The organism is Streptomyces sp. NPDC006235 (assembly GCF_040613735.1).
In the GTDB taxonomy this organism is placed as follows: Bacteria; Actinomycetota; Actinomycetes; order Streptomycetales; family Streptomycetaceae; genus Streptomyces.
This window is the reverse complement of sequence record NZ_JBEXSR010000028.1, coordinates 80272-94444: the sequence shown is the minus strand read 5'-3', so window position 1 is coordinate 94444 and position 14173 is coordinate 80272. Positions and strand designations below refer to the sequence as shown.

Genomic DNA, 14173 nt, shown 5'->3' with positions numbered 1-14173 from the left:
GCTGGTCGGGTGACGACCCCGGAAGCTGAGCAGGGTGGTGGCGGCGCCGGTGAGCAACGGGTGACGCCCGAAGGTGACGCGGCGCGTGCCCAGGGCGGCGAGCCTCGCCCCGAGGACGGCGCGGCGCAGAGCGAAGGCGAGGCGGCGCGGCCCGAGGCGCGGCTGGAGCGGGCCGTGCGGGCCGCCGAGCAGGCGCTGATCGAGTACGAGATCGCGGTGGAGACCTTCCGCGTCGAGATCGAGAACTTCTCCCGGCTGCACGAACAGAAGCTCGGTCCGCTGTACGCCCGGCTGGAGGAACTGGACGCCCGGATCCTCGAGGCCAGAGCCGCCCGCAGCGGCGACGCGGAGGACCGGCGCCGGGCGGAGGAGGCCCGGGCCCGGCTCGCGCCCATCCCCGGCGTCGAGGAGCTGCTGAACGGCTGGATGGACGACAGCGGCCTCTTCCCGGAGGCCGTGGCAATGCTCACGGACCAGGCGGTCCGGCCCCCGCAGCGGGTCCGCCCCAGCGAGGAGGCCCGCAAGCTCTACCGCGAGCTGGCCCGCAAGGCCCACCCGGACCTGGCGCAGGAGGAGAAGGAACGCGAGCGGCGCGAGGAGTTCATCACCCGGGTGAACGCCGCCTACGCCCGGGGCGACGAGGCGGAGCTGCGCGAGCTCGCCGCGGAGTGGGCCAAGGGGCCCGAGCTGAAACGGGGCCCGAGCCGCGCAGAGGAGCTCTACGCTCGCCTCGAATGGCTCGCCCAGCGCAAGGAGCTGCTCGCCCTGCTCGCCAAGGAGCTGGAGGAGAGCGCCATAGGCCACATGCTCCAGCTGGCCCCGGACGACCCGGACGGCCTCCTGGACGAGATCGGGCAGCAGCTGCTCACCCAGGTCACCGAGCGGGAGCGGGAGCTGGCCGCGTTGCTCGCCGAGGGCTGAGCCGGACTCCGGTCGGGCCGCCCCCCCGTCGGGCCGCACTGCGGTCGGGCCGGGCGCCGGTTCGGGTAGCGTCGGAGGCATGAGTTTTGGAGCTGGTGTGCCCACGGTCGAGGTCGCGGACCTCAAGGACGGCGACTTCCTGCTGGACGTCCGGGAGGACGACGAGTGGAAGGCCGGTCACGCCGAAGGGGCGCTGCACATCCCCATCAGCGAGTTCGTCGCCCGCTACGGCGAGCTGACCGAGGCCGCCCCGCAGGACGGCCGGGTCCATGTCATCTGCCGCTCCGGCGGGCGTTCCGCCCAGGTCACGATGTACCTGGCCCAGCAGGGCGTCGACGCCGTGAACGTCGACGGCGGCATGCAGGTGTGGGAGGCGGCGGGCCGTCCGGTGGTGACGGACGACGGGCAGCCCGGGTTCGTCCTGTAGCGCCCGCCTCGTCCTCCGGTGCCCGGTCGCTGGTGGGTTCAGGCCAGAGGGTGGGCCGCCAGCAGGTCGCCGAGTGCCTCCTCGTGCGCCGCCGCCGGGCCGAGCGACAGCTCCAGGTGCTTGGCCCAGGCGTGGTACCGGTGCAGGGGGTAGTCGACGTCGGCGCCGAATCCGCCGTGCAGATGCTGCGCGGTCTGCACGACCCGGCGGACGCCCTCCGCCGCCCAGATCTTGGCGACGGCGACGTCACCGGCGACGGGCAGCGCCCCCGGGGCCCCCGAGGAGATCCGCCACGCCGCCTGCCACAACGTGGCCTCCATCGCGCGCAGGTCGATGTAGCGGTCGGCGGCCTGCACGGCGACCGCCTGGAACGTCGCGATCGGGAAGCCGAACTGCTCCCGCTCGCTCGTGTACTGCGCTGTCATCCGCAGCACACGCTCCCCGAGCCCGAGCGCCAGCGCACACGTCCCGGTGGTCAGCAGATCCCGCAGCCACTCCCAAGCCCCGTCCGCGTCGATCACGTCCCGGGCGGCGAGCCGCGCCGACTCCAGCCGCAGCTCACCGAGCCGCTCACCGCTCGTCGAGAACTGCTCGGCGAGGACGGCCCCCTCCTGGTCACGGGGCACCAGGGCGAGCACGGTCCGGCCCGTTTCCGTGTGCGCGGGGACGACCGTGACGTCCGCGTCGTACGCCCACGGCACCGCCGTCTGCACTCCGTCCAGCACCCATACCCCGCCGTCCCGCCGTGCGGTGACGGCCGGCTCGGCCGGGTCGTGGCCGGTGCGGCCGTGCGCGGCGACGGTCAGCACGAGCTCGCCCCGGCCCGCCCGGGCCGGCAGGGCGGCCTTGGCCTCCTCGCTGCCGTAGGCCTGGACCGCGGCGGCCGCCGCGCTGTTCTCCAGCAGTGGCACCCTGGCCAGGACGCGCGCCGACTCCCGCAGCACCAGGCACAGGGCGATCGCGTCCAGGCCGGCCCCGCCGTGGCGCGCGTCCAGCAGCAGGCTCAGCAGATCGGCATCGGCGAGCCTGGCCCACAGGGCGCGGTCGAAGGTGTCGGCGACTGCGCCCGTGGTGAGGGCGGGGCTGGGCACGGTGTCCGGCGCGACCCCGGCGAACACGCCCTTCGCCGCCTCGGCCGCCGCCTGCTGCTCCTCGGTGAAGGTGAAGTCCACGGTGCCTGTCCTTCCGGCCGGTCCCTCGAGCTGACGGATGAGCTGACTGGAGCTGACGGAGCAGCAAGGTAGAACAGGTTCTAGAAGAAGGGAATGGGTGTGCGGGAGGGAGCCGTAGGGTGTCACTCCTGCGGGCGACCTGGCCGGCCGCCCTGTGGATAACCTGCGGGGGACCCCTGTGGACCAGAGGGATCACCGCTCGTCGGCCGACGCGGGCGCCGTACGGTCGGCTTCCGGTCGGCCCCCGGCCGACTTGGGGTCGCGTTCCGTGGTGTGGTGACGGCCACGGCCGGAACCGGCGCAAGAGGCTGTGCCCGGGTGAGTGGCCTGAGTACGGTGCCCGTGCCGACGTCGCGCAGCGGTGCGCGGGCGGTGCGACGCCCTCGTGACCGAGCGGGCGACAACGACGGACCGGGATCGTGGACGGGGCTGAATGGACGCGTACGACGGAGGCTCGAACGCCCGGCACGGGCCGGACGGGCCGGAGGGGCCGGCCGGGCCGAGCGCGCCGGGTGTTCCCGCCGAGTCGGGCGCGCCGGCGGCTTCGGGCACGCCGGCCGATGCGGGTGCGCCCACCCCGTTCGTCGGGCCTGCCGAGGAGTTGCACCCGCCCGCCGAGCCGGATCCGGCCACCGAGCCGCACCCGCCCGCCGAGCCGGACCCGGCCGCCCGACCCCGTGCGGGTATCGCCGCGCTCTCCCTCCGCTACCAGATCGGCGTCGCCTTGGCGCTCGCGGTCGTCGCGGTCGTGGCCTGTGCGCACCTCGGGATGACGTTCCTGCACGTCGCACCGCCGAACACCGTCACCCGGGAGCACGGCAAGGCCGTGGACGACTGGATCTACCCGGAGTTCGAGCAGAACTGGAAGCTCTTCGCGCCGAACCCGCTCCAGCAGAACATCTCGATCCAGGTCCGCGCCGAGATCCGGGACGGGGAGGGCGGGACGCTGACCACCGGCTGGTACGACCTGTCCGCGGAGGACGGCCGGGCCATCGACGGCAACCTGCTGCCCAGCCACACCCAGCAGAACGAGCTGCGCCGGGCCTGGGACTTCTTCCTCGCGACACACGACGGCGAGAACCGCCCGGTGGGCCTGCGCGGCTCGCTCTCCGAGTCGTATCTGCGCCGGATCGTGGTGCTGCGCCTCGACCGTGACGACGCCGTGCGGGCCGCCACCGGGGGCGGTGGCGTCATCGAGCGCGTCCAGGTCCGCTCCCGCACCAGCAACGTGCCCCCGCCGGAGTGGAGCCGGGAGAAGGTGTCCACGACGCCGGCCTACCGGGAGCTGCCGTGGTGGCCGGTGCCGGCGGACGAGGCCGGGGGTGGCGTGCGGTGAACCGCTTCTCCCTGGCCGTCTCGCGCGGTATCGCCCGGGTCACCGAGGCCGCCCTCGGCCCGTACCAGACCGCCGTGATACGCATCGGCTTCAGCGCGACCTGGCTGCTCTTCCTGCTGCGCGAGTTCCCCCACCGCCACGAGCTCTACGGCCCCGACGGGCCCTGGAGCTGGGGTCTCGCCGAGCAGCTGATCGGGACCAACAAGGCCTTCACCGCTCTCATGTGGTCGGACGGCGGGATCTGGTTCGAGACCGTCTACCTGCTCGCGGTCCTCGCCAGTGCCCTGCTGATGCTGGGCTGGCGCACCCGCACGATGTCGGTGCTGTTCATGGTCGGCGTGCTGTCGCTCCAGAACCGCAGCGTCTTCATGGGCGACGGCGGCGACAACGTGCTGCACCTGATGTCGGTCTATCTGGTGTTCACGCGCTGCGCCCAGGTGTGGTCGCTGGACGCCCGGCGGGCCGCGCGGGCCCGGGCGGCACACGCGCGGGGCGAGCGGGTCACGGACCGGACCGGCCCTGCCCTGTGGGGAGTGCTCGGGTTCCTGCTGATCGGGGCGACCCTGTCCGGCCGGATGGAGGGCGAGCTGCTGATACCGGCGCTGCTGTGGACCGTGTGGGCGGCGCAGGCCCTGTGGTGGCTGACCGGGCGCCGCGCGAAGGCCGGTGAGCCGCGGATCATGCTCGACGTCGTCGCGAACGTCGTGCACAACGGCGCCCTGTTCGTGATCATGGCCGAGGCGTGCCTGATCTACGCGACGGCCGGCTGGTACAAGATCCAGGGCTCCCGCTGGCAGGACGGCACCGCCGTCTACTACCCGCTCCACCTGGAGTACTTCTCGCCCTGGCCCGGGCTCGCCGACCTGCTGACCGCCAGCGGCACGATGGTGATGCTCGTGACCTACGGGACGGTCCTCGTGCAGGTCGCCTTCCCGTTCACGCTGTTCAACCGGCGGGTGAAGAACGTCCTGCTGGCGCTCATGATCACCGAGCACGCCGTGATCGCCGTCGTCCTCGGACTGCCGTTCTTCTCGCTGGCGATGATCGCGGCGGACGCGGTGTTCCTGCCGACGGGCTTCCTGCGCCGCCTGGGCGGCCGGGCGGCACGCGCGCGTGACCGGCTGCTGCGGCGCGGCGGGCCCGCCCGGTTCCCCGAGCAGCACACGCACGACCGCCCGGAGGCCGCGCACGTAGGCTTCGGGACATGACCGACCCCGTCACCGTCTGGCGCCGGCTCGCCGGCAGCACCGTCCTGCTCGACGGCTTCCACGCCCTCAAGCACGCCGTGCGGTTCGGTGCCGAGGTGCCGGTCGCGGTCGCCGCCGACCGGGCGGCCACGCTCGCCCTCGCCGACGAGCTGGCCCCTGACGTACGGGACGCGCTGGCCGGGCTGCTGACGGAGGTGCCGCACGAGACGTACGCGTCGTTCGTCCCGCGCCCGCACCCCACCGCCGTGGCCGCCCTGGCCGTACGGCCCTCCCGCGAGTCCAACCTCCGGAAGCTGGCGTACACGCCCCGCACGGCCCCCGTCGTCGTCCTCGACAACCCGCGCAACCTGGGCAACGCGGGCGCGGTGATCCGCCTGGCCGCCGGCTTCGGGGCGACGGGCGTGGTGACGACGGGGACGGTCGACCCCTGGCACCCCACGGTCGTACGCGGCGGGGCCGGGCTGCACTTCGCGACGGCGGTGGAGCGGCTGGAGGTGTCCACCCTGCCGCCCGGCCCGCTGTTCGCACTCGACCCCGAGGGCGACGACATCCGGGGCGTGAAGCTCCCGGACGACGCCGTCCTCGCCTTCGGCTCCGAACGCACGGGCCTGTCACCGGAACTACGCGCGCGTGCCGACCAGTTGCTGTCCCTGCCGATGCGCCCCCAGGTCAGCAGCTACAACCTGGCGACGAGCGTGGCCATGACCCTGTACCACTGGAGCTGCAACGTGCCTTAGGGGCGCGGGGAACTGCGCGACAAACCACGACGCGCCGGCAGCCGCGCGATCACCGCACCCCCGAGCTCCTAGGCTGCTTCCCGCCGCACCTCGACCACCCGGAACCGGTTGGCCACGAACGCCCCGTCACACAGCGCCGCACTCGCCGCCGGGTTCCCGCCCGACCCGTGGAAGTCGGAGAACGCGGCCGTCTGATTCACATACACCCCACCCGTGAGATTCAGCGACAACTGCGCCGCCTCCTCCAGGCACACCTCCCGCACGGCCTCCTCGACCTCCGGGTCGGTCGTGTACGCCCCGACGGTCATCGCGCCCTTCTCCCGGACGGTCCGCCGCAGCAGCTCCGCCGCGTCCGCCGCCGAGTCGACCGCCACGGCGAAGGAGACCGGCCCGAAGCACTCGCTCATGTACGCGGCCTCCGCGTCCGGCTTGGCCCCGTCCAGCTTCACGATCACCGGCGTACGGACGACCGCGCCGGGGAAGTCCGGGTTGGCGATTTCCCGGGAGGCCAGCGCGACTTCGCCCAGCCCCGCCGCGGCCTCCAGCCGGGCCTTCACGTCCGGGTTGACGATCGCGCCCAGCAGCGCGTTCGCCCGGGCGTCGTCGCCCAGCAGTCCGTCGACCGCCCTGGCGAGATCCGCGACCACCTCGTCGTACGACTTGGGCCCCTGGTCCGTGGAGATGCCCTCGCGTGGGACGAGCAGGTTCTGCGGGGTCGTGCACATCTGGCCGCTGTAGAGGGACAGCGAGAACGCCAGGTTGGAGAGCATGCCCTTGTAGTCGGACGTGGAGTGGACGACGACCGTGTTGACGCCGGCCTTCTCCGTGTAGACCTGGGCCTGGCGGGCGTTGGCTTCCAGCCAGTCGCCGAACGTCGTCGAGCCCGTGTAGTCGATGATCCGGATCTCGGGGCGCAGCGCGAGCGTCTTGGCGATGCCCTCGCCGGGGCGCTCGGCGGCCAGCGCGACCAGGTTCGGGTCGAAACCGGCCTCGGCGAGCACCTCGCGCGCGACCTGCACCGTGAGCGCGAGCGGCAGCACCGCGCGCGGGTGGGGCTTGACCAGGACCGCGTTGCCGGTGGCGAGGGAGGCGAACAGGCCCGGGTAGCCGTTCCACGTCGGGAAGGTGTTGCAGCCGATCACCAGGCCGATGCCGCGCGGGACCGGCGTGAACTGCTTGGTCATGGCCAGCGGGTCGCGCTTGCCCTGCGGCTTGGTCCACTCGGCGTTGTCGGGCGTGCGCACCTGTTCCACGTACGCGTACGCCACCGCCTCCAGGCCGCGGTCCTGCGCGTGCGGCCCGCCCGCCTGGAACGCCATCATGAACGCCTGGCCCGAGGTGTGCATGACCGCGTGCGCGAACTCGTGCGTCCGGTCGTTGATCCGCTTGAGGATCTCTAGGCAGACCACCGCGCGCTGCTCCGCGCCCGCGTCCCGCCAGGCCCGCTGCCCGGCCTTCATGGCGGGCAGCAGCACGTCGAGGTCCGCGTGCGGGTACGTCACGCCCAGGTCGATGCCGTACGGGGAGGTCTCACCGCCCACCCAGTCGTCCGTGCCCGGCTGGCCGAGGTCGAGGCGGGTGCCGAGCAGGGCGTCGAAGGCGGCCTTGCCCGCGGCCGCGTCCAGGCTGCCGTTCTCCCCGTAGGCCTTGGGGTGCTCGGGGTGGGGGGACCAGTACGCGCGCGTGCGGATCGCTTCCAGCGCCTGGTCGAGGGTGGACCGGTGCCGGGCGATCAGCTCGTGCGCCGAGAGTGCGGCGGTCATGGGTGACCAACTCCTCGTCTCAAGAACTCCTCGTCGAGTTCATGACCTGGGCAGAAACCTGGGCAGGAACACTCGGACAGAGCTAGAGTAACCGAACGATCGGTCGGTTCAAGGGGGTCCGCCGCATCTGTGGAAAACCCCGTGCGGGAGGATCGCGCACATGACAGCACTCGACCTCAGCAGCCCCGTGGCCGTCGTCGGCACCGGCACCATGGGCCAGGGAATCGCCCAGGTCGCGCTGGTCGCGGGCCATCCCGTACGGCTGTACGACGCCCTTCCCGGGCGGGCGGGCGAGGCGGCCGACGCGATCGGGGCCCGCCTCGACCGGCTCGTGGAGAAGGACCGGCTCACCGGCGCCGACCGGGACGCCGCCCGCGCCCGGCTGCTGCCCGCCGAGAGCCTCTCCGAGCTGGCGGACTGCGCCCTCGTCGTCGAGGCGGTCCTGGAGCGCCTCGACGTCAAACAGGAGCTGTTCCGCGAGCTGGAGGACATCGTCGACGACGACTGCCTGCTCGCCACCAACACCTCGTCCCTGTCCGTCACCGCCGTCGCCGGCGCCCTGCGTGTCCCCGGCCGCTGCGTCGGCCTGCACTTCTTCAACCCGGCGCCGCTGCTGCCGCTGGTCGAGGTCGTCTCCGGGTTCGCCACCGACGTCACGTACGCCACGCGCGCGTACGAGACCGCCCGCGCCTGGGGCAAGACGCCGGTCGCCTGCGCGGACACCCCCGGCTTCATCGTCAACCGCATCGCCCGGCCCTTCTACGCCGAGGCCTTCGCCGTGTACGAGGCGCAGGGCGCCGACCCGGCCACCATCGACGCCGTGCTGCGCGAGTCGGGCGGCTTCAAGATGGGCGCGTTCGAGCTCACCGACCTGATCGGCCAGGACGTCAACGAGGCCGTCACGCGGTCGGTCTGGGAGTCCTTCTTCCAGGACGTGCGCTTCACGCCGTCCCTCGCCCAGCGGCGCCTGGTCGAGTCCGGCCGGCTGGGCCGCAAGACCGGCCACGGCTGGTACGACCACCGGGACGGCGCCGAGCGCCCGGAGCCCGACACGGCGGAGCAGCGGCAGCCGCCCGCGTACGTCGTCGCCGAGGGCGACCTGGGCCCGGCCGGTGACCTGCTCGCGCTGATCCGTGAGGCGGGCATCCCGGTCCGCGACGAGGAGGACGACAACGGCACCCGCCTGGTGCTGCCGAGCGGCGGCCAGCTCGCCCTCGCCGACGGGCAGACCTCCGTGGAGTTCCGGGACGTCGTCTACTTCGACCTCGCCCTGGACTACCGCAAGGCCACCCGGATCGCCCTGTCCGCCTCCCAGGACACCGCGCCGCAGACCCTCGCCGAGGCCGTCGGCCTGTTCCAGGCGCTCGGCAAGAAGGTCACCGTCATCGGTGACGTCCCCGGCATGATCGTCGCCCGCACGGTCGCGCGGATCATCGACCTGGCGCACGACGCCGTCGCCAAGGGCGTGGCCACCGAGGAGGACGTCGACACGGCGATGCGCCTCGGCGTCAACTACCCCCTGGGCCCCTTCGAGTGGAGCCGCCGGCTCGGCCGCTCCTGGGCCTACGCCCTCCTGGACGACCTGCACCTGCGCGACCCCTCGGGGCGCTACGCGCCGTCCCTCGCGCTGTACCGCCACGCCCACGCCTCCGACAAGCGGGAGGGCACCGCCTCATGACCACCGCCAAACGCGACACCTACACGCCGGACACCCTGCTGTCCGTCGCCGTCCGGGTGTTCAACGAGCGCGGCTACGACGGCACCTCCATGGAGCACCTCTCCAAGGCGGCCGGCATCTCCAAGTCGTCGATCTACCACCACGTCGCCGGCAAGGAGGAGCTGCTGCGCCGCGCCGTGAGCCGCGCCCTGGACGGCCTCTTCGGGATCCTCGACGAGGAGCACGCGCGCGTGGGGCGCGCCGCCGAGCGCCTGGAGTACGTGGTGCGGCGCATGGTCGAGGTGCTCATAGCCGAACTGCCCTATGTGACCCTCCTGCTGCGCGTGCGCGGCAACACGGACACCGAGCGGTGGGCCCTGGACCGCCGCCGCGACTTCGACCACCGGGTGGCCGACCTGCTCAAGGCCGCAGCCGCGGACGGGGACGTACGCGATGACATAGAGGTCCGTCTGGTGACCCGGCTGGTCTTCGGCATGATCAACTCGATCGTCGAGTGGTACAAGCCGGGCGGGCGGGGCATGAACGAGCGCGAGGTGGCCGACGCGGTGGTGCATCTGGCGTTCGGCGGGCTCCGCAAGAGCGCCTGAACTCAGCCCTGCGGCTCCAGGTCCTCCTCCTCGAACACCAGCAGCGTGCGCGTGCTGAGCACCTGCGGGATCGCCTGGAGCCTTGTCAGCACCAGCTCGCGCAGCGCCCGGTTGTCGGACACGTGCACCAGCAGCAGCACGTCGAAATCACCGCCCACCAGGGCGATGTGCGAGGCGCCGGGCAGTTGTCTGAGCTCCTCGCGCACCGTGCGCCAGGAGTTCTGCACGATCTTCAGGGTGATGTAGGCGGAGGTCCCCTGACCCGCCCGTTCATGGTTGACCCGGGCGCCGAAGCCGCGGATGACGCCGTCCTCGACGAGCCGGTTGATGCGCGCGTAGGCGTTGGCGCGCGAGACGTGGACCCGCTCGGCGACCGACCGTATCGAGGCGCGGCCGTCCGCCTGGAGCATGCGCAGGATGTCCTGGTCGATGGCGTCGAGCGGGCGCGGCGGTGGCGGCAGGCTGCTGTCGTCCTGGCTTTCGGCCATTTGTTCAGATGCCACCTGCGCCCGCCTCCCTAGCATGGACGTCCTGCGTCCATCTCAGGCTGTGGAGAACCGTTTGTCCACAGCCTGAGGCCACCCGTAGCCAAATTGTGCCGACGACCGAACAATCGGTAGGTGAGGCGCATCACAGCCGACGCGCCTGCACGAAGCCGCTCCCACGAGGAGGTGCCGTCATGACGGTCATGGAGCAGCGGGGCGCGTACCGGCCGACCCCGCCGCCCGCCTGGCAGCCCCGCACGGACCCCGCGCCGCTGCTGCCCGACGCCGAGCCGTACCGCGTCCTCGGCACCGACGCGGCCGCGAAGGCCGACCCCGAGCTGCTGCGCACGCTGTACGCGCAGCTGGTCCGCGGTCGCCGCTACAACGCCCAGGCCACCGCGCTCACCAAGCAGGGCCGCCTCGCCGTCTACCCCTCCACCACCGGCCAGGAGGCCTGCGAGATCGCCGCCGCGCTCGTGCTGGAGGAGCGGGACTGGCTCTTCCCCAGCTACCGCGACACGCTCGCCGTCGTGGCCCGCGGCGTGGACCCCGTCGAGGCGCTCACGCTGCTGCGCGGCGACTGGCACACCGGCTACGACCCCTACGAGCACCGGGTCGCCCCCCTGTCCACCCCGCTCGCCACCCAGCTGCCGCACGCCGTGGGCCTCGCGCACGCCGCCCGTCTCAAGGGCGACGACGTCGTCGCGCTGGCCATGGTCGGTGACGGCGGCACCAGCGAGGGCGACTTCCACGAGGCGCTGAACTTCGCCGCCGTCTGGCAGGCCCCGGTCGTCTTCCTGGTGCAGAACAACGGCTTCGCGATCTCCGTCCCGCTCGCCAAGCAGACCGCGGCCCCGTCGCTGGCCCACAAGGCCGTCGGCTACGGCATGCCCGGCCGCCTGGTCGACGGCAACGACGCCGCGGCCGTCCACGAGGTGCTCTCCGACGCCGTACGCCACGCGCGCGCGGGCGGCGGCCCCACCCTCGTCGAGGCGATCACCTACCGGGTCGACGCCCACACCAACGCCGACGACGCGACCCGCTACCGCGGCGACGCCGAGGTCGAGACCTGGCGCGAGCACGACCCGATCCAGCTGCTGGAGCGGGAGCTGACCGCCCGCGGCCTGCTCGACGAGGCCGGAATGCAGGCCGCACGGGACGCCGCCGAGGCGATGGCCGCCTCCTTGCGCGCGCACATGAACCAGGACCCGGCGCTCGACCCCATGGACCTGTTCGCCCATGTCTACGCCGAGCCCACCCCCCAACTGTGCGAGCAGCAGGACCAGTTGCGGGCCGAGCTGGAGGCCGGGAGCGAGTCGGAGGAGACGCACCGATGACCACCGTCGCCGTCAAGCCGGCCACCATGGCGCAGGCCCTCACGCGCGCGCTGCGCGACGCCATGGCCGCCGACCCCGCCGTGCATGTGATGGGCGAGGACGTCGGCACCCTCGGCGGCGTCTTCCGCGTCACCGACGGACTCGCCAAGGAGTTCGGCGAGGACCGCTGCACGGACACCCCGCTGGCCGAGGCGGGCATCCTCGGCACGGCCGTCGGCATGGCGATGTACGGCCTGCGCCCGGTCGTGGAGATGCAGTTCGACGCGTTCGCCTACCCGGCGTTCGAACAGCTCATCTCGCACGTGTCCCGCATGCGCAACCGCACCCGCGGCAAGATGCCCCTCCCGATCACCATCCGCGTCCCCTACGGCGGCGGCATCGGCGGAGTCGAGCACCACAGCGACTCCTCCGAGGCGTACTACATGGCGACTCCGGGGCTCCATGTCGTCACGCCGGCCACCGTCGCCGACGCCTACGGTCTGCTGCGCGCGGCCATCGCCTCGGACGACCCGGTCGTCTTCCTGGAGCCCAAGCGGCTGTACTGGTCGAAGGACTCCTGGAACCCCGAGGAGCCGGCGCCCGTTGAACCGATCGGCCGCGCGGTGGTGCGGCGCTCGGGCCGGAGCGCCACGCTCATCACGTACGGGCCGTCCGTCCCCGTCTGCATGGAGGCGGCCGAGGCGGCCCGGGCCGAGGGCTGGGACCTCGAAGTCGTCGACCTGCGCTCCCTGGTGCCGTTCGACGACGAGACGGTGTGCGCCTCGGTGCGGCGGACGGGACGCGCGGTCGTCGTCCACGAGTCGGGCTCCTTCGGCGGCCCGGGCGGGGAGATCGCGGCGCGGGTCACGGAGCGCTGCTTCCACCACCTGGAGGCGCCGGTGCTGCGTGTGGCCGGGTTCGACGTCCCGTATCCGCCGCCGATGCTGGAGCGTCACCACCTGCCCGGTGTGGACCGGATCCTGGATGCCGTGGGGCGTCTGCAATGGGAGGCCGAGAGCTGATGGCACAGGTGCTGGAGTTCAAGCTGCCCGACCTGGGTGAGGGGCTCACCGAGGCGGAGATCGTGCGCTGGCTGGTCGAGGTCGGCGACGTCGTCGCGATCGACCAGCCGGTCGTCGAGGTCGAGACGGCCAAGGCGATGGTCGAGGTGCCCTGCCCCTACGGCGGTGTGGTCACGGCCCGCTTCGGCGAGGAGGGCACGGAACTGCCCGTCGGGGCGCCGCTGATCACGGTGGCGGTGGGGGAGCGGCCGGCGTCCGGTGCTGGGGACGCCGGGGACGCCGGGGACGCAAAGTCCGCCGACGCCGAGGGCTCCGGGAACGTCCTGGTCGGGTACGGCACGTCCGAGGCGCCCGCGCGGCGCCGCAGGGTGCGGCAGCAGAGGCCGGTCTCCGGTGCGTCCGCGGCGGGATCCCGGGCGCGGACGACCGGGCAGGGCACCGGCCCGGCGGCGGCGAACGGGCAGGCAGGTGTCCCCGGGACCGAGGACGGCCCCGTCCCCGTGATCTCCCCCCTGGTCCGCCGACTGGCCCGGCAGAACGGCCTCGACCTGCGGGAGCTGACCGGGTCCGGCCCCGACGGGCTGATCCTGCGGGCGGATGTCGAGTACGCCCTGCGCGCCGCTGCCCGAGCGGGCGCGGCGGCGCAGACGGCGGAGCCGCAAGCCGCCGTGCCGCAGACAACGGGCACGGCCCCCGCACCGCAGCCCACCGCGGCAGCGGCCCACGGCGAGATCCGCACGCCGCTCAAGGGCATCCGGGGCGCCGTTGCCGACAAGCTGGCGCGCAGCCGCCGCGAGATCCCGGACGCCACCTGCTGGGTGGACGCCGACGCCACGGAGCTCATGCGGGCGCGCACGGCCATGAACGCGGCCGGCGGTCCCAAGATCTCCCTCCTCGCCCTGCTGGCCCGGATCTGCACGGCGGCCCTCGCCCGCTTCCCCGAGCTCAACTCCACGGTGGACGCGGAGGCCAGGGAGGTCGTCCGGTTTGAGCACGTGCACCTGGGCTTCGCCGCGCAGACCGAACGGGGCCTCGTCGTCCCGGTCGTCCGGGACGCGCACGCGCGCGACGCCGAGTCGCTGACCGCGGAGTTCGCCCGGCTGACCGAGGCGGGCCGGACCGGGACACTGACGCCCGCGGAACTCACCGGCGGGACCTTCACGTTGAACAACTACGGCGTCTTCGGCGTCGACGGCTCCACACCGATCATCAACCACCCCGAGGCGGCCATGCTCGGTGTCGGCCGCATCGTCCCCAAGCCGTGGGTGCACGAGGGCGAGCTGGCGGTGCGGCAGGTCGTCCAGCTCTCGCTCACCTTCGACCACCGGGTGTGCGACGGCGGCACGGCGGGCGGCTTCCTGCGCTACGTGGCGGACTGCGTGGAACAGCCGGCGGTGCTGCTGCGGACCCTGTGATCTCCGGTCCGGTCCGGCCCGGAAGGACGGACGTTGTGATTCCTGTTCCGCCCGCGCGCTGGTGCCCCTGATCGCGTCGGTTCCCCCGCGTTCCTTGTGATCGCGG

At 73.0% G+C, this 14173-nt stretch carries 13 protein-coding genes; 10 read left to right on the top strand and 3 right to left on the bottom strand.

Annotated elements, in window-relative coordinates:
* Window positions 1–9: 9 nt before the first annotated feature.
* Together ABZ192_RS28130 and ABZ192_RS28125 are read left to right on the top strand one after the other, a co-directional pair.
* Window positions 10–921 carry a hypothetical protein gene (locus tag ABZ192_RS28130; RefSeq protein WP_356927264.1) on the top strand — a complete coding sequence of 304 codons (912 nt, stop codon included), beginning with the start codon at window positions 10–12 and terminating at the stop codon, window positions 919–921.
* Between the two features lie 97 nt (window positions 922–1018).
* The gene (locus tag ABZ192_RS28125) at window positions 1019–1348 is read left to right on the top strand and encodes a rhodanese-like domain-containing protein (protein WP_356927289.1); all 330 of its coding nucleotides are present in this window, start codon (window positions 1019–1021) and stop codon (window positions 1346–1348) included.
* Between the two features lie 38 nt (window positions 1349–1386).
* Here the strand turns inward: ABZ192_RS28125 and ABZ192_RS28120 are convergent, their stop codons facing one another.
* Window positions 1387–2520 carry an acyl-CoA dehydrogenase family protein gene (locus ABZ192_RS28120; RefSeq protein WP_356927263.1) on the bottom strand — a complete coding sequence of 378 codons (1134 nt, stop codon included), beginning with the start codon at window positions 2518–2520 and terminating at the stop codon, window positions 1387–1389.
* Window positions 2521–2953: 433 nt separating this feature from the next.
* Between ABZ192_RS28120 and ABZ192_RS28115 the strand changes: the two genes are divergently transcribed.
* Genes ABZ192_RS28115 through ABZ192_RS28105 form a run of 3 tightly spaced genes read left to right on the top strand, consistent with a single transcriptional unit; the run spans window position 2954 to window position 5801 of the window.
* Window positions 2954–3856, top strand: a complete 903-nt coding sequence (locus ABZ192_RS28115; protein WP_356927262.1) for a DUF5819 family protein — start codon at window positions 2954–2956, stop codon at window positions 3854–3856.
* Window positions 3853–5064, top strand: a complete 1212-nt coding sequence (locus tag ABZ192_RS28110; protein WP_356927261.1) for an HTTM domain-containing protein — start codon at window positions 3853–3855, stop codon at window positions 5062–5064. Before ABZ192_RS28115 ends, ABZ192_RS28110 begins: the two co-directional genes overlap by 4 nt.
* On the top strand, window positions 5061–5801 hold the full coding sequence (locus ABZ192_RS28105) for a TrmH family RNA methyltransferase (protein ID WP_356927260.1): 741 nt from the start codon (window positions 5061–5063) through the stop codon (window positions 5799–5801). The genes ABZ192_RS28110 and ABZ192_RS28105 overlap by 4 nt, the downstream gene beginning before the upstream one ends.
* Window positions 5802–5869: 68 nt before the next feature.
* Here the strand turns inward: ABZ192_RS28105 and paaN are convergent, their stop codons facing one another.
* Window positions 5870–7564: a phenylacetic acid degradation protein PaaN gene (gene paaN, locus ABZ192_RS28100; protein ID WP_356927259.1), complete on the bottom strand. Its 1695-nt coding sequence runs from the start codon at window positions 7562–7564 to the stop codon at window positions 5870–5872.
* Window positions 7565–7724: 160 nt separating this feature from the next.
* Here paaN and ABZ192_RS28095 point away from each other — a divergent pair, with 160 nt between their 5' ends.
* Window positions 7725–9242, top strand: a complete 1518-nt coding sequence (locus ABZ192_RS28095) for a 3-hydroxyacyl-CoA dehydrogenase (RefSeq protein ID WP_356927258.1) — start codon at window positions 7725–7727, stop codon at window positions 9240–9242.
* Entirely contained in the window at window positions 9239–9829 is a 591-nt protein-coding gene (locus ABZ192_RS28090) for a TetR/AcrR family transcriptional regulator (RefSeq protein ID WP_356927257.1), read from the top strand. The genes ABZ192_RS28095 and ABZ192_RS28090 overlap by 4 nt, the downstream gene beginning before the upstream one ends.
* A gap of 2 nt (window positions 9830–9831) precedes the next feature.
* Here ABZ192_RS28090 and ABZ192_RS28085 read toward each other — a convergent pair whose 3' ends face one another.
* Window positions 9832–10317: an Lrp/AsnC family transcriptional regulator gene (locus ABZ192_RS28085; RefSeq protein ID WP_356927288.1), complete on the bottom strand. Its 486-nt coding sequence runs from the start codon at window positions 10315–10317 to the stop codon at window positions 9832–9834.
* 191 nt (window positions 10318–10508) lie between these two features.
* On the opposite strand from ABZ192_RS28085, the gene pdhA reads away from it, so the two are divergent.
* Genes pdhA through ABZ192_RS28070 form a run of 3 tightly spaced genes read left to right on the top strand, consistent with a single transcriptional unit; the run spans window position 10509 to window position 14067 of the window.
* Complete coding sequence (gene pdhA, locus ABZ192_RS28080; RefSeq protein WP_356927256.1) at window positions 10509–11651, top strand: pyruvate dehydrogenase (acetyl-transferring) E1 component subunit alpha; 1143 nt, start codon at window positions 10509–10511, stop codon at window positions 11649–11651.
* A complete protein-coding gene (locus tag ABZ192_RS28075; protein ID WP_356927255.1) occupies window positions 11648–12652 on the top strand; it encodes an alpha-ketoacid dehydrogenase subunit beta in 1005 nt (334 codons plus the stop codon). Before pdhA ends, ABZ192_RS28075 begins: the two co-directional genes overlap by 4 nt.
* Window positions 12652–14067, top strand: a complete 1416-nt coding sequence (locus ABZ192_RS28070; protein WP_356927254.1) for a dihydrolipoamide acetyltransferase family protein — start codon at window positions 12652–12654, stop codon at window positions 14065–14067. The genes ABZ192_RS28075 and ABZ192_RS28070 overlap by 1 nt, the downstream gene beginning before the upstream one ends.
* Window positions 14068–14173: the final 106 nt, after the last annotated feature.